Annotated in this window: 20 protein-coding genes; 11 read left to right on the top strand and 9 right to left on the bottom strand. The window is 72.0% G+C overall.

Going from position 1 to position 19339, the window contains the following annotated elements:
- The first annotated feature begins 21 nt into the window (after nt 1-21).
- Nucleotides 22-789, top strand: coding sequence for a type I methionyl aminopeptidase (map, locus tag ACFC06_RS05335; protein WP_375928111.1), 768 nt, complete (start codon nt 22-24; stop codon nt 787-789).
- A 30-nt stretch (nt 790-819) separates the two neighbouring features.
- Here the strand turns inward: map and ACFC06_RS05330 are convergent, their stop codons facing one another.
- From ACFC06_RS05330 to ACFC06_RS05315, 4 genes are all read right to left on the bottom strand, one after another.
- Entirely contained in the window at nt 820-1083 is a 264-nt protein-coding gene (locus ACFC06_RS05330) for a helix-turn-helix domain-containing protein (RefSeq protein ID WP_375928110.1), read from the bottom strand.
- Nucleotides 1084-1132: 49 nt separating this feature from the next.
- Nucleotides 1133-1900, bottom strand: coding sequence for a 2-phosphosulfolactate phosphatase (locus tag ACFC06_RS05325; protein ID WP_375928109.1), 768 nt, complete (start codon nt 1898-1900; stop codon nt 1133-1135).
- 130 nt (nt 1901-2030) lie between these two features.
- Nucleotides 2031-2999, bottom strand: a complete 969-nt coding sequence (locus ACFC06_RS05320) for a hypothetical protein (RefSeq protein WP_375928107.1) — start codon at nt 2997-2999, stop codon at nt 2031-2033.
- A 10-nt stretch (nt 3000-3009) separates the two neighbouring features.
- Nucleotides 3010-3753, bottom strand: coding sequence for a glyoxalase (locus ACFC06_RS05315; protein WP_375928105.1), 744 nt, complete (start codon nt 3751-3753; stop codon nt 3010-3012).
- 94 nt (nt 3754-3847) lie between these two features.
- Between ACFC06_RS05315 and ACFC06_RS05310 the strand changes: the two genes are divergently transcribed.
- A complete protein-coding gene (locus tag ACFC06_RS05310) occupies nt 3848-4231 on the top strand; it encodes a PPOX class F420-dependent oxidoreductase (RefSeq protein WP_375928103.1) in 384 nt (127 codons plus the stop codon).
- Nucleotides 4232-4281: 50 nt separating this feature from the next.
- Nucleotides 4282-5571: an acetyl-CoA C-acyltransferase gene (locus ACFC06_RS05305; RefSeq protein ID WP_375928101.1), complete on the top strand. Its 1290-nt coding sequence runs from the start codon at nt 4282-4284 to the stop codon at nt 5569-5571.
- A 47-nt stretch (nt 5572-5618) separates the two neighbouring features.
- Here ACFC06_RS05305 and ACFC06_RS05300 read toward each other — a convergent pair whose 3' ends face one another.
- The gene (locus tag ACFC06_RS05300) at nt 5619-6326 is read right to left on the bottom strand and encodes a TioE family transcriptional regulator (RefSeq protein ID WP_375928099.1); all 708 of its coding nucleotides are present in this window, start codon (nt 6324-6326) and stop codon (nt 5619-5621) included.
- An 81-nt stretch (nt 6327-6407) separates the two neighbouring features.
- On the opposite strand from ACFC06_RS05300, the gene ACFC06_RS05295 reads away from it, so the two are divergent.
- Nucleotides 6408-7601 (top strand): erythromycin esterase family protein, encoded by a 1194-nt coding sequence (locus ACFC06_RS05295; RefSeq protein ID WP_375928097.1) that lies wholly within the window; start codon nt 6408-6410, stop codon nt 7599-7601.
- Nucleotides 7602-7623: 22 nt separating this feature from the next.
- Here the strand turns inward: ACFC06_RS05295 and ACFC06_RS05290 are convergent, their stop codons facing one another.
- Genes ACFC06_RS05290 through ACFC06_RS05280 form a run of 3 tightly spaced genes read right to left on the bottom strand, consistent with a single transcriptional unit; the run spans nt 7624 to nt 11415 of the window.
- A complete protein-coding gene (locus tag ACFC06_RS05290) occupies nt 7624-8445 on the bottom strand; it encodes an HAD family hydrolase (protein ID WP_375928095.1) in 822 nt (273 codons plus the stop codon).
- A gap of 46 nt (nt 8446-8491) precedes the next feature.
- Entirely contained in the window at nt 8492-9871 is a 1380-nt protein-coding gene (locus ACFC06_RS05285; protein ID WP_375935216.1) for a metallopeptidase TldD-related protein, read from the bottom strand.
- 11 nt (nt 9872-9882) lie between these two features.
- Nucleotides 9883-11415 (bottom strand): TldD/PmbA family protein, encoded by a 1533-nt coding sequence (locus tag ACFC06_RS05280; protein ID WP_375928093.1) that lies wholly within the window; start codon nt 11413-11415, stop codon nt 9883-9885.
- A gap of 178 nt (nt 11416-11593) precedes the next feature.
- Between ACFC06_RS05280 and ACFC06_RS05275 the strand changes: the two genes are divergently transcribed.
- Nucleotides 11594-12244: a TetR/AcrR family transcriptional regulator gene (locus ACFC06_RS05275; RefSeq protein ID WP_375928091.1), complete on the top strand. Its 651-nt coding sequence runs from the start codon at nt 11594-11596 to the stop codon at nt 12242-12244.
- On the opposite strand, the gene ACFC06_RS05270 is transcribed toward ACFC06_RS05275, so the two are convergent.
- On the bottom strand, nt 12241-13008 hold the full coding sequence (locus ACFC06_RS05270; RefSeq protein WP_375928089.1) for a TSUP family transporter: 768 nt from the start codon (nt 13006-13008) through the stop codon (nt 12241-12243). The two genes, ACFC06_RS05275 and ACFC06_RS05270, sit on opposite strands and share 4 nt — an antisense overlap.
- Nucleotides 13009-13064: 56 nt before the next feature.
- Here ACFC06_RS05270 and ACFC06_RS05265 point away from each other — a divergent pair, with 56 nt between their 5' ends.
- From ACFC06_RS05265 to lnt, 6 genes are all read left to right on the top strand, one after another.
- On the top strand, nt 13065-14234 hold the full coding sequence (locus ACFC06_RS05265; protein WP_375928087.1) for a sensor histidine kinase: 1170 nt from the start codon (nt 13065-13067) through the stop codon (nt 14232-14234).
- Nucleotides 14235-14255: 21 nt separating this feature from the next.
- Entirely contained in the window at nt 14256-14915 is a 660-nt protein-coding gene (locus ACFC06_RS05260) for a response regulator (RefSeq protein WP_375928085.1), read from the top strand.
- Nucleotides 14916-14979: 64 nt separating this feature from the next.
- On the top strand, nt 14980-15474 hold the full coding sequence (locus ACFC06_RS05255) for an FxsA family protein (RefSeq protein WP_375928083.1): 495 nt from the start codon (nt 14980-14982) through the stop codon (nt 15472-15474).
- Between the two features lie 47 nt (nt 15475-15521).
- A complete protein-coding gene (locus ACFC06_RS05250) occupies nt 15522-15725 on the top strand; it encodes a hypothetical protein (protein WP_375928081.1) in 204 nt (67 codons plus the stop codon).
- A 30-nt stretch (nt 15726-15755) separates the two neighbouring features.
- Nucleotides 15756-17348 (top strand): amidohydrolase, encoded by a 1593-nt coding sequence (locus ACFC06_RS05245; protein WP_375928079.1) that lies wholly within the window; start codon nt 15756-15758, stop codon nt 17346-17348.
- Nucleotides 17349-17382: 34 nt separating this feature from the next.
- On the top strand, nt 17383-19278 hold the full coding sequence (gene lnt / locus ACFC06_RS05240; protein ID WP_375928077.1) for an apolipoprotein N-acyltransferase: 1896 nt from the start codon (nt 17383-17385) through the stop codon (nt 19276-19278).
- Nucleotides 19279-19339: the final 61 nt, after the last annotated feature.

The following is a 19339-nucleotide window of genomic DNA, read 5'->3' as shown; positions in this document are numbered from 1 at the left end:
AAAATACCGACTGGAGGCGTGATGGTGGAGTTGAAGTCGCCCGCGGAGATCGAGCGGATGCGGGTGACCGGCCGGTTCGTCGCCGACGTGCTGGCCGGGGTGCGCGCCGCGGCGGCTGTCGGGGTGAATCTCCTGGAGCTGGAAGCGTATGTGCGGGAACGCATTCGCGAGCGCGGCGCGGTGTCGTGCTACTGGGACTACGCGCCCTCGTTCGGGCGCGGGCCCTTCCGCAACACCGTGTGCCTGTCGGTCAACGACGCGGTGCTGCACGGGCTTCCGCACGACTACGCGCTGCGCGACGGGGACGTGCTCACCGCCGACCTGGCCGTCTCGATCGACGGCTGGGTCGCCGACGCCGCGGTGACCACCATCGTCGGCACGCCCTCGCCCGCCGACCAGCGCCTGATCCGCGCGACCGAGGACGCCCTGGCCGCCGGAATCGCGGCGGCGCGACCCGGCGGACGCCTCGGTGACGTCTCCGCGGCCATCGCCGGGGTCGCGCGCGACTACGGCTTCCCGGTGAACACCGAGTTCGGCGGCCACGGCCTGGGCCGCACCATGCACGAGGACCCGCACGTCGCCAACAGCGGCCGGGCGGGCCGGGGCTTCCCGTTGCGGCCCGGCCTCACCATCGCCATCGAACCGTGGTTCGCCGCGGGCACGGCGAAGGTCGTCACCGACCCCGACGGCTGGACCATTCGCTCGGCCGACGGTTCCCGCTGCGCGCACAGCGAGCACACGATCGCCATCACCGGCGACGGCCCGCGCATCCTGACCATGCTCGACTGAGATGCCCGGCGCGTTCGGCCGGGGATGCGGTCAGGCGGATTCGGCGACCGGCTCGGCGCGGTAGATCCCGGCCAGCTCGGTCAGTGGGATGTCGAGGGCCTCGGCCAGTCCGACGACCGTGCCGAAGGCGGGGGAGGGCAGGCGACCGGACTCGATCTTGCGCAGCGTCTCGGGGGAGATACCCGCCGCGAGGGCCACCTCGGCGAGCTCGCGGTCACCTCGCGCGGACCGCAGACGACGGCCGAGGCGACGGCCCGCTTCGACCTGGGCGGGGCTGAGGGGGAGACGCACCATGGGTTCGAGGGTAGGGGCGGTATTTAAATACCGCAAGCTGTCGCTGGTCCTACCGGCGGGTGGCGTCGACGAAGGCGCCGTCGGTGAGCAGCGGGACGGTGTGATCGGCGTCGAGGTCGACGGCCAGGGCGACATCCTCGGCGAAGCCGATCGCGGCGAGTTCGCGTCCGGAGGCGCTGTCGCTGATCAGCGCGTCCACGGCCGGTGTGCCGCGGAAGGTGCTCGCGGCGGCGTCGGCTTCGGGGGACAGGGTGAGTCCGTGCTCGCGCAGGGCCGTCACCAGTGCGCCCGCACCGAGCCAGTCCTCGATCGCGGGTCGCACCACGTCGGTCCCCGGCCACTGTTCGCCCGCCGGGACGACGGCGATCGGCCGGTCCGGGTGTCCCCACCCGTCCTGGTTCGCCAGCCACCGCGCCACCGCGCTCGCGTTGCGCAGACTCGCGGCCACGACCGGGGTGTCGCGCACGGTGGTGGCGATCGCGGAACCGTTGGGGGAGGGCAGGACCAGGCGCTCGGTGAACGGTGCCCGGCGGATCGCGGCGGGCGAGAGCGACCACGGTGTCGTGGGACCGGCCTCGCGACGGCCGACGGCCAGCGCCGCGCGGTGCTCCTCGGCGAACGTCCGAGCGGACTCGTCACGCCATCGATAGGGGTACACCGCGGTCCCGGCCGCCGTCGCGAGCGACACCGAGGTGGTGAACGAGAGTACGTCGATCACCACCACGCACGCGGCACCCGTCCCGATCGCCGCGGCTCCCGCGCGACCCCATTCGACCCGGACACCGAATCCCTGCTGCTGCGCCCACTGTGGCGACACGAAACCCTCCCGCTCTCCGGACGAAACTCCCAGTCCATCACAGAGTTCCGGCGTGCGCGAGGTACGCCTGCGGATCGGGCGTACGGGCGTGGGCACCTCGGGGCGGCGGCTGTCCTCGGCGGACCGGGGATCAGCGCACGTGGGACGGGGTGAGGTCCAGCGGTGCCGGTGGGCGCAGGCGGCGCAGGGTGCCGTCGATGCTGGTGACGTAGACCGACCAGCCCGCGCCGTCGCGGGCGAGGCGGGCCGAGGTGGGGCCGATCGGCGGGGGATCGGGGACGAGATCCTGCGGGGTGGTCCAGCCGGTGGCGAGGGTGCACCAGGTGCCGCTGGTGGTGTCGAGCTGGTAGACGCTGCCCGCGTAGTCGCCGGTGACGAAGGCCAGTCCGGACGCGGTGAGGTCGAGATCGTCGAGGCCGGGCAGCAGGCCGTCGGCGAGGGTGGCGATCACGGTGGGACGGTCGGGGGCGTCGAGGGGGACGCGCACGATCTGGGAGGTGGCGATGTCCTCGGTGAGTACCGCCTGGTGATCGGCGGTCAGGGCGAGGCCGTTGGGGCGCGGCACCGGCGACCAGGCGAGGGTGAATTCGCCGGTGGCGGGGCGGTAGCGGCTGATGCCGACCGGCGGCCAGGGCACCGAGAGCTGGGAGATGAGCAGGTCGCCGTCGGGCAGCAGCAGCAAACCGTTGGGCTGCACCAGGTCCGGTACCAGGACGGTCACCGCGCCGGTCGGCAGGTCCAGCGCGCTGAGCGTGCCGCCGCCGGAGGGGGTGCTGCCGTCTCCGGTGAGGAAATAGAGGGTGTCACCGTCGAGCCGCAGCCCGGCCGGATGGTCGAGACCGGTGAGCAGCGTGGTGACGGTGCCGTTCCCGTCGATGTGCAGCAGCTCGCCGCGCACGATACCGCTGAGATAGAACCCGCCCCGGCCGTCGGATTCGAGGTTCTCCAGCCCACCCAGGTCGGCGGCGAGCGTGTCGACCTGCCAGCCCGCGGCGCAGGCGGGCGGACCTGCCTGCGCCGGTGCGGCGGTTCCCCACCCGAGCAGAGCGGTCAGAGCGAGTGCCGATGCCGCACAGGGGATTCCCCGAGATCCACGCATGCCCCGCAGCCTACGGGGTGACGTCGGTCCTCGCCGGATCGTCGCCGAGCCAGGCGGCGAGGAGCCCGGGCGCTGCCGCGTCCGCGGCCAGGGCTTCCCGCTCGCCTGCCGTGAGCGCGAGCGCGGCGAACTCGGCCCGACAGTGGTCGCGCCGGTCGGTGTCCTCCGCGGCGACCGCGAGTTCGGCCAGCGCCGCGTAGGCCCTGGCCCGGTCGGTGGCGGCGGCCGTGGCGGTGAAGCGGCGCAGGCCGGTTTCCAGGGCCCGGGTGGCGGCGCGATCGTCGTTCTTGAAATCCCGCAGGATGCGGGCGTTGTCGAGCACCTTGGCCAGCCCGGTGAGAGCCTTCGAGCCGCCGTATTCGAGCTCGGCGGGTTCGTCGCGCTGGATGACGATGATCGTGTTGCCGACCGGATCGACCAGGCTGAACCGTGACTGTCCGGGCCGGAACCGGGTGATCCGGGGACAGCCCTTGGCGGGCACCTTCCCGTAGTGCGCGCGCAGTGCCGCGGAGTACTCGGCGTGCCGGGCGGCGACATCGTCGACCATCAGCAGGGCGCCGACCTGCTCGACGGGCAACTCCACTCCGGCGGGCGGGGAACTGAAATGCAGGCCGCAGCCGTGCTTTTCGACGGCGCCGTAGACGTAGGGGCGGGACTGTTCGTAGGTGACGGTGTAGCCGAGTGCGCGATAGAAGACGAGGGTGCCGGGCAGATCGTCGCTCCAGAGCATGGGCACCGCAGTATCAGTGGTCACCGAGTCGACCCTACGAACAGTTCCGCGATGGCGCCCGTACCGATTCCGCCCGGATCGCCGGGCCCGCCCGCGGCCGCGCCGCTAGGCTACGGATATGACGAACCGCCTGGGTGAGGCCGCTACCGCGGACTACGTGCAGCTCACGACATTCCGCAAGGACGGCACGCCGGTGGCGACGCCGGTGTGGGCGGTGGAGCGCGACGGGAAGCTGTATGTCTGGACCGTCACCGACAGCTGGAAGGTCAAACGGATCCGCCGCAATCCCGAGGTCACCGTGCAGGCGTGCAACGCCCGTGGCAGTGCCACGCACGGCGCGGTCGTCACCGGCACCGCCCGGGTGCTCGACGGCGCCGAAACCGAGCAGGTGCGCTCGTGGCTGCGCCGCAAGTACTGGCTGACCGGGCCGCTCGTGCTGCTGGCCAGCAACCTGCGCCGCGGCAAGGACGGCACCATCGGCATCGAGATCACGCCCGCCTGATTTCCCCGAACCCGTATCCGGTACCGCCGGTATCGGATACTGTGGGGCGCATGGCCGAGAAACGCAACCGCGCTGTCATCGTCGCCGGCGCGCGCACCCCGTTCGTGCGCGCGTTCACCGACTTCACCCGCCTCGACAGCATCGCCCTCGCCGGCGCGGCCGTGCGCGGCCTGCTCGACCGCAGCGGGATCGCGCCGGGGGAGATCCAGTCGATCGTCTGGGGCGGGGTGGTGCTGCCCAGTCACGCGCCGAACATCGCGCGCGAGGTGGCCCTCGATCTGAACCTCGACTTCGGCTGCGAGGGCTACACGGTGACCCGTGCCTGCGCCTCCGGCCTGCAGGCCGTCACCTCGGCCGCAGCCGCGATCGAACGCGGCGAATACGACATCATGATCGCCGGCGGCAGCGATTCCACCAGCAATGCCGAGATCAAGCTGCCGCAGAAGGTCGTGCACGCGGTCGCGCCGGTCGCGCTCGGAAAACCCAAGGCCAAGGACTATCTCGACGTGGTCCGCCAGCTCGCGCCGTTCACCGACGTGCTGCCGCGTCAGCCGAAGATCGCCGAGCGCACCACCGGGGAGGTGATGGGCGAGTCGGCGGAGAAGATGGCCCGCATCAACGGCATCAGCCGCGCCGACCAGGACGCCTTCGCCGCGCGCTCGCACCACCGCGCCGCCGCCGCGATCGCCTCCGGCCGCTTCGACGACGAAGTGGTGCCGCTGACCACCCCGTCGGGCACCCGGATCGAGACCGACGGGCTGGTCCGGGCCGGGACCAGCATCGAGAAGCTGGCCACCCTGCGTCCGGTGTTCGCCACCGACGGCACGGTCACCGCGGGCAATGCCAGCCCGCTCACCGACGGCGCCTCGGCGGTGCTGCTGATGAGCGAGGAGAAGGCCCGCGCCCTGGGCTTCACGCCGCTGGCCGCGTTCCGGTCCTGGAGTTTCGTCAGCGTCGACCCCGCCGATCAGGTGCTGCTCGGCCCGGCCATCTCGATGCCGCGCGCCCTGGACAAGGCCGGGCTGTCGCTGGCCGACATCGACCTGGTCGACATCCACGAAGCCTTCGCCGCCCAGACACTGTCGGTGCTGAGCATGCTGGAGAGCTCGCGCTGGGCCAAGGAACGCCTGGACCGCGACGAGCCGGTCGGTTCGGTCGACATCGACAAGCTCAATGTGCACGGCGGCTCGATCTCGCTGGGCCACCCCTTCGGCGCGACCGGCGCGCGCATGGTGACGACCATGGCCAACGAGCTGGCGCGGACCGGGAAAGAGACCGCGCTGCTGGGGATCTGCGCGGCCGGCGGGATCGGCGCTTCGGCGGTGCTCGAACGGGTCTGAGCACGCCCGAAGCCGGGAGTCCCACCGCCACAGCGGGACTCGCGCTGCTATCGGTGCGCGAGCGCGCGGTAGCGGCTGAGTTCGGCCGCCGCGTCCAGCATGTCGACGCCCTGGTTCGTGAGCTTGTGCTGCCAGCGGTCCAGGGCGGCGGCGAGCGCTTCGGTGCTGCCCGCCGAGCGGATCTGCCGGACGACGTCGGCGATGTGGCCGAGCAGGTAGCCGCCGCGGCGGAGCAGGTGGGCCAGTTCGGCGTCGCGCAGGTCGGTGGGGCCGTAGCGGCGGTAGCCGGTGGCGGGATCGCGCTCGGGGGTGAGGATGCCCGCGTCCTCCCAGGCGCGCAGGGTCGCCGGAGTCACCTGCAGGCGGTGGGCGAGTTCGCCGATGGTGCGGGTGCCGGTCGGGAGCGTGTGCTCGGCGCCGGGTCCGGTGGTGAGGTGGCCGACGGCGCGGCGGACGGCGGTGAGCGTCTCGCGGTCGCGCAGCAGCCGGGCGTGGCCGCGATCGATGATCGTCAGCGCCTTGTCGATGTCGTCGCCGTGCAGGGCCAGCATGATGGCCCCGGCCGTCGCGTGGCCGAAGGCCGCGATCAGCGCGAGGTAGGCGCGCAGTGCGGCCGCGTGTGCCTCGGTGTAGATCCGGTAGCCGGACGGCGTGCGGTCGGCCGCGGGCAGGAAGCCCGATTCCTCGTAGTTGCGGACCGCCTGGGTCGAGAGGCCGTGCTCGCGGGCCAGGTCGGCCGGTCGTAGGTTTCTCACTGGTTGGAGACTTTACGGCACCCGAACAGGTGGTATCCGGTCGAAGTTTCCACCGATCTTTCAACGATACGATCGAGACACATGAGCCAGGAAATCACCACTTTCGTCCCGTCCTCGTGCGCCGTGCTGGCGCTGGGAGAGCCCGCCCACCGCGAACCCGGTTTCGCCCTGCTCCGCAACGAATTGTTCGCCCGCCTGGTCGCGCACGGCTTCCGGTCGATCGCCCTCGAATCCGATCGCGTCGCCGCCCTCGCGGTGAACGACTACGTGTGCGGTGGGCCCGGCACCCTCGACGAGGTGCTGTCGGCGGGCTTCTCCCACGGCTTCGGCGAGACGGCGGCCAACCGCGAGCTGGTCACGTGGCTGCGTGCGCACAACGCGGGGCGGCCCGCCGCCGAACAGGTCACCGTCCACGGCTTCGACGCGCCGATGGAAACCATGAGCGCCCCCAGTCCGCGCCGCTACCTCGAATTCGTCCGCGACTACCTGGATCTCGACCTCGATGTCACCGACCTCGCCGGCGCGGACGAACGGTGGAGCCGCACCGAAGCGGTCCTGGACCCTGCCCGCTCCCCGGGTGCGACCCCCGAGGCCGACCGCCTGCGCGTGCTGGCCGACGACCTGCTCGTCACCCTGCACACCCGGGCACCCGAACGGATCGCCACCACCTCCTACACCGAATGGCGCAGGGCGGCAACTCATCTCACCGCCGCGCTGGCGCTGCTGCGCTATCACCGGGTGGCCGCCCAGCCCCTGGAAGCCTCGGCGCGCTGGTCCCGCCTCTCGGCCACCCGCGACGCCCTCATGGCCCAGAACATCCTCGACCTCCGCACCGACGAAACCCGCCGCGGCCCGACCCTGGTCTACGCGCACAACCTGCACCTGCGCCGCACCCCGAGCACCATGCGCATGGGACCCATGGACCTCACCTGGGCCGGTGCGGGCGAGATCCTCGGCGCGCTCCTGGGCGAGCAGTACACGGTGCTACTCGGCAGCCTCGGCCGCAGCGCCACCCTCGGCCTCCCCGATCCCGCACCGGGCACCTACGAGGCAGCGCTCCAGGACGACACCGGAACCTGGAGTCTCAGCGCGACATCCACCCTCCGCCCGGCGCAGACCCGCACCGACACCACTCCCGACCAGGGCTACTTCCCGCTCGACCCGGACACCATCGCCGGAGCCGACGCCCTCCTGCACCTGAGCGCGGGTCGGCCGACACCCGACGCCGGCTATGAGCACTACATCGATCGCGCGCGCCGCGGGGCACTCGGGTAACCGGGGGACGATCCGGCGACGTTCAGGACGCGGCCAGCTCCTCGAGGTACTCGGCGACCCCGTCCTCGTCGTTGCTCGCCAGCACCCGATCGGCCAGGGCGAGCACTTCGGGGCGGGCGTTGGCGGGGGCCAGTGCGGTGCCCGCCCAGGTGAGCATGGCGATGTCGTTGGTGGCGTCCCCGGCGGCCGCCACCTCGGCCAGGTCGATGCCGTCGACGGCGCACAACCGTGCCAGCGCACTGGCCTTCGACACGCCCGCCGCGGCCATCTCCATGTACGGCGCCCCGGAATGGGTGAGCTCCACCCCGCCGACGCCCGCGGCGGCCGTGGCCCGGTACAGTTCCGCGCCGGTCACCTCCGGATGCCGGGCCACGATCTTCACCATGGGCTCCGATCGCGCGGGCAGCACGTCGGCCACCGTCATCTCCCGCGGGTCGCGGTGGTGATCGGTGAAGGCGCACAGCGCGGCGTAGGCGGGTTCGGCGACGAACTGGCTCACGGTCGCGCCCACCGTCGCGAACACGACACCGGGAATCAAGGCGCGGATGCGGGTCATCGCGGCCACGGCGGACTCGGCGTCGATGGCGACGGTGTCGACGATCTCGGGCTCACCGGTGGCCAGGTCCAGCAGCACGGCGCCGTTGGCGCACACCACCTTCCCGCGGAAACCGCACGATTGCGCGAACTCGTGCACCGAGTGCCGGGCCCGCGCGGTCGCCCACACCACCTCGATCCCCGCCCGCTGGGCCGCGGCCATGGCAGCGGCCGTGCGCGGCGAGATGCTGCGGTCCGAACGCAGCAGGGTGCCGTCGAGGTCGGTGGCGAACAGCCGGATGCGAGTCACCCGACCATGCTGTCACGACCGGCTGGAGCCCCGGTCGAGCGGTGGATCAGGTGGCCTGACTCACCGAGGACATGTGGAAATCGGGGATCCGCAGCGGCGGCATGGCCGCCCGGCTGAACCAGTCCTTCCACTCGCGCGGCAGGGTGACCTGGGTAGCGCCCGCCTCCGAGACCCGGCGCAGCAGATCCAGGGGACTCTCGTTGAAGCGGAAGTTGTTCACCGCCCCGGTCACCTCCCCGTTCTCGACCAGATACACACCGTCGCGGGTCAGGCCGGTCAGTAGCAGCGAGGCCGGATCGACCTCGCGGATGTACCACAGGCAGGTGAGCAGCAGCCCGCGTTCGGTGCGGGCGATCATGTCGTCCAGCGACGCGTCGCTGCCGCCGGTCAGCAGCAGGTTCTCGCCGGGAACCGTGGCGGGCGCGTCGAATTCCGCGGCGGTGGCCCGCGGATAGACCAGCGACTCGATCACCCCCGACCCGATCCAGTCCACCCGCCGCGCCGGCAGGCCGTTGTCGAACACCGACAGCGCCTCCGAAGACGACGGGGTCGCCACGAACGGCCGGTACTCCAGACCGTTCGCGCCCGGATCGGAGTACAGCGTGAGCGGAATGTCGGTGAGCCGTTCACCGATCCGGGTGCCGCCCGCGCGGGCGAAGGCGGTGTGGCCCTCGTGCGCGCCCCGGCCCTCCATGCTCCAGGACAGGTAGATCATCAGATCGGCCACCGCCGAGGGCGGCAGCAGCGTCTCGTAGCGGCCCGCGGGCAGCTCCACCCGGCGCCGCGCCCAGTCGAGCCTGCGCGAGAGCTCGGCGAGCAGCCCGGGAGTGTCGACATCGGTGAAATCGGTGGTGCCGACCCCGACCCACGCACTCGCCAGATCGGTGCCCTCGCCGCGTTTTCCGTTGATCTCCACCGAGCCGGTGGGCTGGCGGAACCGGCGCCGGATACCGGTGGAGGTGCCCAGCCAGGTGGTGTGCACCTGGTGGTGGGCGAAGCCGTAGAGGCGGTCGGTGCCGTCGAAACCGGTCGACAGGTCGCGGGCCAGGCCGGTGAACACGTCGATCGCGGTGGTGCCGGGCGCGTCGTCCCAGGTGGCGGTGTCGTCGTCGGCCGGTTCCAGCAGCGGCACAGCGTCGCGGGCCGGGGTCGCCGCGCGGGCGGCCTCCTCGCTCGCGCGCACCACGGCCTCGATGTCGTCCGGATCGACACTCGTGGAGCTGATACTGCCGACCCGCGCGGAGTTCGGACCGTCACGCAGGATCGAGATCACCGCCCAGTCCCGCGAGACCGAGGAACCGTTGGTGGTCATCGAATTGCCCGCCCAGCGCAGCGATGCCTCGTGCGCGTCGGTGACGATCACGATCGCCTCGTCGGCCTTGGACGCCGCCAGCGCCCGCTCGACCACCGCGCCCGCCGGGAACACACCCGCTCCGGTCACTGTCCGCCCTCCGTCCGGGTGTTGAGAATATTGACCCCGCGCACCAGCACCGAGGGGCAGCCGTGACTGACCGCCGCCACCTGACCCGGCTGGGCCTTCCCGCAGTTGAACGCCCCACCGAGCTGCCAGGTACTCGGCCCGCCGACGGCCTCCATCGACCCCCAGAAATCGGTGGTCGTGGCCTGATAGGCGACATCGCGCACCTGACCGGCCAGCTCCCCGTTGCGGATCCGGAAGAACCGCTGCCCGGTGAACTGGAAGTTGTAGCGCTGCATGTCGATCGACCAGGATTTGTCGCCGACGATATAGAGCCCGTCCTCGACCCGGGAGATGAGTTCGGCCGTGCTGGTGTCGCGCACCGGATCCGGTTGCAGCGACACGTTCGCCATCCGCTGGATCGGCACGTGGTGCGGGGAATCGGCGTAGGAGCAGCCGTTGGAACGGTCCAGACCCAGGCGCGGGGCGAAGACCCGGTCGAGCTGATAGCCGACCAGCACACCGTCGCGCACCAGATCCCAGCGCTGCCCGGCCACCCCCTCGTCGTCGTAACCGACGGTCGCCAGCCCGTTGACCTGGGTGCGATCCCCGGTGACGTGCATGATCGGCGTGCCGTAACGCAGCGTGCCCAGCTGGTCGGGAGTGGCGAAAGAAGTGCCCGCGTAGGCGGATTCGTAGCCGATGGCGCGATCGTATTCGGTGGCGTGGCCGATGGATTCGTGGATGATGAGCCACAGATTGGTCGGGTCGATCACCAGATCGGTGGGCCCGGCGACGACGCTGGGCGCCTTGACCTTCTCGGCCAGCCAGCCGGGGATCCGCGCGAGTTCGCCGGTCCAGTCCCAGGTTCCGTCGGCGCCGGTGACGTACTCCCAGCCGCGGCCCGCGGGCGCGGCGAGAGTGCGCATGGTCTCGAACACCCCGGCCGCCGAATCGACGGTCACCGCTTCGAGTTGCGGATGCAGACGCACCCGCTGCTGGGTGATCGCCGAGCCCGCGGTGTCGGCGTAGAAACTCTGCTCCTTGACCTGCAGCACCGAGGCCGTCACGTGGTCGACACCGTCGGCGCTCGACAGCCGCTCCGAATAGTCCTGCAGCAGCGCCACTTTCTCCGCCGTCGGCACCGCGAACGGGTCCAGGTCGTAGGCCGACACCCAGGACACGTCGTCGTAGCGTGGCTCGTCGGCGAGCTCGACACGCTCCCGGTTGAGCGCGCGCAGGGTGCGCGCGACGGTGACCGCGCGGCGCGCCACCTCCGCGGCGGTCTCGGGGGTGAGCGCGGCATGGGAGGCGAAACCCCAGGTGCCGTCGACGATCACGCGCACCGCCAGCCCCACCTCGGTCGCGTCGGTGACCGCCTCGACCCGGCCGTCGCGCAGCCGGATCGATTGCGTCACCAGGCGTTGCACCCGCAGGTCGGCGTGCTCGGCACCGGCCGCGCGCGCCGCCGAGAGCGCCGCCTCGGCGAGGGCGCCGAGACCGAGCGCGCGGAACTCCTCGTCCACATCCCTGGAAGTCGTGGTATCGCTCACCGGACCTACGCTAGCCGGTGGCACCGACACACGGGCGCCGTGCGCGCGAACGTGTCCGCTGCCAGTGCGGATTTCGCGCCACCGCGCGCGAAAACCCGGTCCCGGCAAGCGCCGACGCGGACGCGCGGGACCGCGCTCCTCCCGCCGGGAACAGCGCGGATGCCGTAGGGTGCCCGCCGTGCCGCCTTCCGCCCTGCGTGATCGAAAAAGGGAACGAACCCGCCGTGCGATTCTGCTGGCCGCGGTCGACTTGTTCGAGGCCGGCGGCTATGAGGAGACGACGGTGGCCGACATCGCGGCCGAGGCCGAGGTCGGCACCCGGACCTTCTTCAACTACTTCGCCAGCAAGGAAGAACTGCTCTTCCCCGAACCCGACGACCGGGTCCGCGCGGCGGTGGCCGCCATCGCCACCCGGCGCCCCGGCGAACGCCCGGTGGAGGTGCTGCTGCGGGCATTGCGCGCCGCGGGCGACAACCTCGGCGAGCACCGCGCGGGCGACCTGAGCTCGCGCATCGCCGCCTTGCGCGCGCAGGTCTCGCGGACGGTGCCCGCGGTGAGCGGGCGCGCCGCGCACGCCCAGTTGATCGCCCAGCGCGAGATCGCCCGTCAGCTGCACGCCGCCTTCCCCCACGAACTCGACGAGATCGGTGCCGCGGCCCTGGTCGGCGCGGTGGTCGGTGCCGTCTCGGGCGCTCTGACGGTGCTGTTCCAGCAACCACAGCACAGCATCGAGGACGGCGAACACCTGCACCGCAAGATCCACGAGACCACCTCGCGGGTCCTGCAGCCGTGGCTGACCGCCGCGGCGCCGGTCGAACCGGTCCGCTAACCGAACTGCTGCCAGCCCAGCCGGATCACCATCACCACCACCACGACCAGCAGCACGATCCGCACGAAGCCGGCGCCGCGGGCCAGCGCCATGCGCGAACCCACCAGCGCACCGGCCACGTTCGCCACCGCCATGCCCGCCCCGAGACCCCACAGGATGTGCCCGGTCGTGCCGAGGAACAGCAGCGCGCCCACATTCGACCCGCAGTTGATCACCTTCGCCATCGCCGCCGCCCGCACGAACTCGGTGCCGAGCAGAGTCGCGAAGGTGATGATCAGGAAGGTGCCGGTGCCGGGCCCGAGCAGGCCGTCGTAGAGGCCGATCAAGCCCGCGGCCAGCCCGACCACCAGGATCACCTTGCGCCGCGTCGGCGGATGGGTGGCCATCGTCATGCCCACCGAGGGACGCAGTGTGACGAACACCGCCACCCCGACCAGCACCACCATGACCAGCGGGATGAACAGGTCGCGGTCGATCAGCGAGACCGCCGCGGCACCGCAGGCCGCGGTGATGGCCGCGATCACCGCACCGGGTATCAGCACCGCCCACTGCATCGGGACCCGGCGCGCGAAGGTCACCACCGCGGTCGCGGTGCCCGAGAGCGCGGCCAGCTTGTTGGTGCCCAGCGCGGTCTGCGGGGCGATCCCGGGCACGACCAGGAACAGCGTCGGCAGGATGATCAGCCCGCCGCCACCGACCACCGCGTCCACCCAGCCCGCCGCGGCCGCCGCCACCAGCAGGACCGTCCAGTCTCCGAGTTGCACCCCACCAGGCAATCAAGATCACGCGGGGAAAGCCAGCCCACGCCTAGGCTGGGCCGGTGCGCCGCTTCAGCCTGTGGCTCCGCGACCGACCCGTGGTCGCCGATCTGCACTTCGCGATCATCCTCATGGTGCTCGACGCCTTCGGGGTGGGCGGCGAGCAGCATCCGATCGTCTACCTGGCGTTCTCGGTGGTGCTGCCGCTGCCGTTGATCCTGCGCCGGGTCTATCCGCGCGCGATGGCGGCGGCGATGTTCGTGCTGTCGCTGCTGTGCACGCTGGTCACCGCCGCGCAGGGCGGCACCACCACGACCGGGCACATCGGGCTGCTCGGGCTCGGCGTGATGCTCTACACACTGGTGGCCTACGTCGGGCGCCGTGACGGGCTGATCTTCCTGCTCTGCCTCGGGATCGACCTCGGGCTCTCGCTGCTGTTGCTGCGCGAACCGGAGGGCGGCGACATCGTGCTGGTCGGCGCGATCTACGCGCTGTGCTGGACGCTCGCGGAATTCAACGGTGCCCGCCACGCCTACGACGCCGAGGTCGCGGCCAGGCTGGCCGTGGCCGACTACGACAAGGAACGCCGCGCCCACGACGCCGTCGCCGCCGAACGCACCCGTATCGCCCGCGAACTGCACGACGTGGTCGCCCACGCGGTGAGCGTGATCATCGTGCAGGCCGACGGCGCCAAGTACGCCCTGCGCAACGACCCCGACAGCGCCGAACGCGCCCTGGCCACCATCGCGGGCACCGGCCGCGACGCCCTGCGCGAACTGCGCCGCACCGTCGCCCTGCTGCGCACCGAGCACGCCCCGGAACTGCTCCCGCAGCACGGCAGCGCGGGCATCGCCAAGCTGGTCGAGATGATGCGCGAGACCGGGCTGGCCGTCGACCTGGAACTGGCGGGCGAACTCGACGACATCGCGCCCGAGGTGAGTCTGGGCGTCCACCGGATCGTGCAGGAATCGCTCACCAACACCCTGCGCCACGCCGGAGCCAGTCCGAAGGCCGTGGTGCGGGTGCACCGCCGCGACGACGAGGTGGTGGTCGAGGTCACCGACAGCGGCGGCGTTCCGGTGCAGCCGAGCGCGGCGCCCGGGGGCGGAATGGGCCTGGTCGGGATGCGGGAGCGGGTCGCGGTACTGGGCGGCACGCTCTCGGCGGGCAGGCTCGACGACGGGCGCTGGCAGGTCCGCGCGGGTCTGCCACTACGGACCGACCAGGACTGAATCGGCCGTTAGGGTAGGGAAATGCCGATCAGCGTGCTCGTGGTGGACGATCAGGAACTCATGCGGATGGGCCTGAAGATGGTGCTCGGGGCCCACCCCGACATCGAGGTGGTCGGCGAGGCGGGCAACGGCGACGAAGCGGTGCGCCGGGCGGGGGAGCTGCGCCCCGATGTGGTGCTCATGGATGTGCGCATGCCGGTCGTCGACGGCGTCACCGCCACCGGCCGCATCGTCGCCGCCGGTGACGGCGTCCGCGTGCTCGTCATGACCACCTTCGACCTGGACGAACACGCCCTGGGCGCCCTGCGCGCGGGCGCCAGCGGCTTCCTGCTCAAGGACACCCCGCCCGAGGACCTGATCTCGGCCATCCGCAGTGTGGCCGCCGGGGACGCGGTCGTCTCGCCCAAGGTCACCAAGCGCCTGCTCGACCGCCTGGTCGCCGACGACCCGGCCGGCCTGCGCGACCCGGGCGTGCTCGACGTGCTCACCGCCCGCGAACGCGAGGTGCTCGAGCAGATCGCGGCGGGCCAGTCCAATGCCGAGATCGCCGCCGCGCTGTTCCTGTCCGAGGCCACGGTGAAGACCCATGTCGGCCGCGTGCTGACCAAGCTGGGGCTGCGCGACCGGGTGCAGGCGGTGGTGCTGGCCTACGAGACGGGCCTGGTCCGGCCGGGCGGTTGAGCGGGCCGGGAGAAAAATCGGGCGCTCGTGCGTTGTAGAGGCAGATCGTCCGAAAGGATCGCCCATGACCGCCGTGCTGTTCGTGCTCTACCTCGTCGTCGAGATCGCCGCCCTGATCGGTCTCGCCCAGCTGATCGGTGTCGGCTGGGCGCTGCTGGTGCTGGTCGCGGTGTCCGGCGTGGGTCTGCTGCTGCTGGGCGCGCAGGGCAAACGGGTGTTCGACCGGTTCCGGCGGGCCGCGCGCGGGGAGGTCACCGCGGAGAGCGCGGTCGCCGACGGACTGCTCGTCGCCACCGGCTCGGTGCTGCTGTTCGTGCCCGGCCTGGTCACCGGACTCGTCGGCCTGCTCGCGCTGTTCCCGCCCACCCGCGCGCTGCTGCGCCCCGTGCTCGAGAAGCTCGGCACCCGCCGCTTCGGCCCGCTGCCCTCCTTCGCACCCTCGCAGTATCGCGGGATGGTCGTCGACGCCGACAGCGGCGATGTGGTCGACGGGGTGGTCGTCGGACAGTGGTACGACGACGGACACACCAGCGGCCCAAGGGCACTGGGCTCCGCCTGAATCCCGGCGATGCCGCCCGGCGGCGCGCGAGGGTCTACAGTGTCCGGATGGCCACCGAGCAGATCACCATCACGGTGAGCGAGCAACTGGCCGACGCGGTGCGTAGAGCGAGCACTGCTGCCGGACAGTCCCTGTCGGATTTCACCGTCGCCGCCTGGCGACTCGAACTGATCGCCGCCGAGGCGGGTGGGCACACGCCTGCCGGTCTGCGCCACGGCGACGTACACGCCCTGCTGTCCCTGCCGACCTGACGATTCGCCGATACGGCAGACTGGGTCACCGTGAGTACCCAGTTGCTGATCGGCGGTCGTTTCTACAGTTCCAGCTCCCCGGACGCGACCGCCATGGCGGTCACCGACGGCACCGTGGTGTGGCTCGGCGCCGAGGCGCCGGGCCGTGCCCTGCACCCCGACGCGGAGATCGTCGACCTCGACGGTGCCTTCGTGGCGCCCGCGTTCGTCGACCCGCACGTGCACCTGACCGCGCTCGGCCTGCAACTGACCGGACTCGACGTCAGCGCGACGGCCTCGCTGGCCGACCTGCTCGCCGCGGTCCGCGCGCACGCCGCACGACAGCCCGACGGGGTGATCATCGGCGAGGGCTGGGACGACACCACCTGGCCGGAGGGCAGGCCGCCGACCGTCACCGAACTCGACGACGCGGCGGGCCCCGGCAGACTGGTCTACCTGGCCCGCGTCGACGCCCACTCGGCGGTCGCCTCCTCGGCGCTGCTCGACGCCGCCGGGCCGCTCGGTGAGGGGTTCACCCGCGGTGAGCCGGTCCGCGCCGACGCACACCACCGCGTGCGCGCCGTCGCACTCGCCGAACTCGGTCGCGCCCAGCGTGATTCGGCCCGCGCGGCCGCCCTGGACGCGGCCGCGGCCGCGGGCATCGTCGCGGTGCACGAATGCGCCGGACCCGACATCTCCGGCCGTGACGACGTGCGCGAACTGCTCGCCTTCGACCACGGCGTGCAGGTGCGCGCCTACTGGGGCGAGGCCGTGCGCACCGCCGAACAAGCCCGCGCGCTCGTCGCCGAACTCGGCGTGCACGCCCTCGGTGGTGACCTGTTCGTCGACGGCTCGCTCGGCTCGCACACCGCGCTGCTGCGCGAGAACTACGCCGACGCGGCCGGCTGCGGCAAGAGCTTCCTCGATGCCGACGCCGTCACCGCACACCTGCGCGCCTGCACCGAGGCGGGCATCCAGGCGGGATTCCACGCCATCGGCGACGCCGCCGTGGACACCGTGGCCGCCGGATTCGCCCGCGTCGCCGCCGAACTGGGCGGACCGGCGGTCGCCGCGCGCGGGCACCGGGTCGAGCACGCCGAGATGATCGACGCCGCCGCCATCGCCCAGCTCGCCGCCGTCGGCGCGATCGCGTCGGTACAGCCGGTCTTCGACGCCACCTGGGGTGGGCCGGACGGCATGTACGCCACGCGGCTCGGCGCCGAGCGCGCCGCGGGCCTGAACCCCTTCGCCGCCATGGCCGCCGCGGGCATCTCCCTCGCGATCGGTTCGGACGCTCCCGTCACAGTGATGAATCCCTGGGAGCAGATCCGTGCGGCCGCCCACCACCGCACACCCGGCCACGGGCTCTCGCCGCGCGCCGCGTTCGCCGCCGCCACCCGGGGCGCCTGGCGTGCCGGTGGAGTCCGGGACGGTGTGGCGGGCACGCTCACGCCCGGCGCACCCGCGTCCTATGCGGTGTGGGACGCCGGTGACCTCGTCGTCGCCGCGGCCGCCGACACCGTCCAGCGCTGGTCCACCGACCCCCGCTCCCGCGTGCCCGGCCTGCCCTCGCTCGAGCCCGGCGCCACCCTGCCCACCTGCCTGCGCACCGTGCACAACGGCACCACGATCTACACCGCCTGACCGGCCGACCTCGCGAATCACGGAGCCGCACACCATGATCGACCCCGCCACCGGCCACCGCTCCGACGCCGCGGCCGGCACACCGGGCGAGCCCGAAACCCCGCACCCGGGCCCCCGGCAGACCTCCGCCCCGGGCGAGTCGGTGGGTCAGCGCGTCTCGTCCACGGCCCACGGTGCTGCCGAGGAGTCCGGTGGGCGCACTGCCGAGTCTCTCGGCCCGATCGCGACGGGGCCGCGTGACTCCTCGTCGGCGAGCGGAGCCGCGGAGGCGACGCGCTCGGACGCAGTGCGTACCGAGTCCGCCGACGATCCGGCGGTCGGGGACCGGCGATCGGGCCCGGGCGGTCGGTGGAATCGGGCGCTGTCGCTGCGCGTACTCACCGCCGTGGTGGGCGGGCTGCTGCTGTACGGCAGCTTCCCACCGCGCCCGTGGTGGTTCCTGGCGCCGGTCGCCATTGCCCTGCTCACCCTCGCGGTGCGCGGCCCCGGCACGCTGCGTGGCGGTTTCGGGTACGGATTCCTCGGCGGACTGGCCTTCTTCCTCCCGCTGCTGCCGTGGACCGGCATCTACGTGGGGCCGGTGCCGTGGCTGGCGCTGTCGACGGCCTGCGCCGTCTTCTTCGGGCTGTGGGGTGTGCTGGCCCGGTGGCTGAGTGCGCTGCCCGGCTGGCCGGTCTGGCTGGCGCTGGCCTGGACCACCGCCGAATGGGCCAGGTCGAACGTCCCGTTCGGCGGATTCCCGTGGGGGCGGGTCGCTTTCGGCCAGGCCGATGGCTGGTACCTGCCACTGGCCGCCTACGGTGGCGCACCCCTGATCGGGTTCGCCGTCGCCCTGACCGGCACCGGCCTGGCCGCGCTGGCGCTGCGCGTGCGGGCGTGGCTGCGCACCCCGGCGCCCCGCACCGCCGACCGGGCGGTTCGCCGCGGATTCGCCACGGCACTGATCGCCGTGGCGGTCATGCCACTGGCCGGCGTGCTCCTGCGGCCGACGCTGCCCGCTCCGGACGCGGGCCATCGGTCGGTCACGGTGGCCGCCATCCAGGGCAGCGTCCCGCGCCTCGGCCTGGACTTCAACGCCCAGCGCCGCGCCGTCCTCGACAATCACGTGCGCCGCACCGAGGAACTCGCCGACGAGGTCGCCCGGGGCAGCGCCCCACGCCCCGACGTCGTCATCTGGCCGGAGAACTCCTCCGACATCGACCCGCTGCGCAATGCCGACGCCGCCGCCCTCATCACCCGTGCCTCCCTCCGGATCGGCGCCCCGATCCTGGTGGGCGCGGTCCTGGTGAACGGTGATCGCACCACCACCAACTCGGTGATCGTCTGGAACGGCGCCCAGGGCCCGGGGGAGCGGCACGACAAGAAGATCATCCAGCCCTTCGGCGAATACCTGCCGATGCGAGGTTTCTTCCGTTTGTTCTCTTCCTATGCCGATCGCGCCGGATATTTCGTTCCGGGAACAGGTGACGGAACGGTCACGGCCGCCGGGATTCCGATCGGCGTGGCCACCTGCTACGAAGTCGCCTTCGATCGGGCATTCCGGGAATCTCTGGCATCGGGTGCGCAACTGCTGACCGTGCCGACCAACAACGCCACCTTCGGCGAGAGCGAAATGACCTACCAGCAATTGGCGATGTCGCGGGTGCGGGCGGTCGAACACGGCCGGGCCCTGGTGGTCGCGGCGACCACCGGCGTCAGCGGGATCATCACCGCCGACGGCGCGCTCGCCCAGCAGAGCGCGCAGGTGGTCCCGGCCGCTCTGGTGGCGAGCCTACCGTTGCGCGACACGTCGACAATCGCTTCGCGAATCGGCCCAGCCCCGGAACTGGCTTCCGTTATCCTGTGCGCGATCGGCGTCGGACTGGTGTTTTTCCGTCGCCGCCGAGCGAATCCGACGCGAGATGCTCGGAGTTCGGACAATTCTGAATAAGCGGTTTGTTTCAACCCGGGGGAAGCGGGCGAAAGTCGCCGCTGTAGGGGTGTAATCCGTT

Source organism: Nocardia sp. NPDC056064 (genome assembly GCF_042266925.1).
GTDB lineage: Bacteria > Actinomycetota > Actinomycetes > Mycobacteriales > Mycobacteriaceae > Nocardia.
The sequence above is the reverse complement of the archived record's forward strand: the minus strand, read 5'-3'. Positions and strand labels throughout refer to the sequence as shown.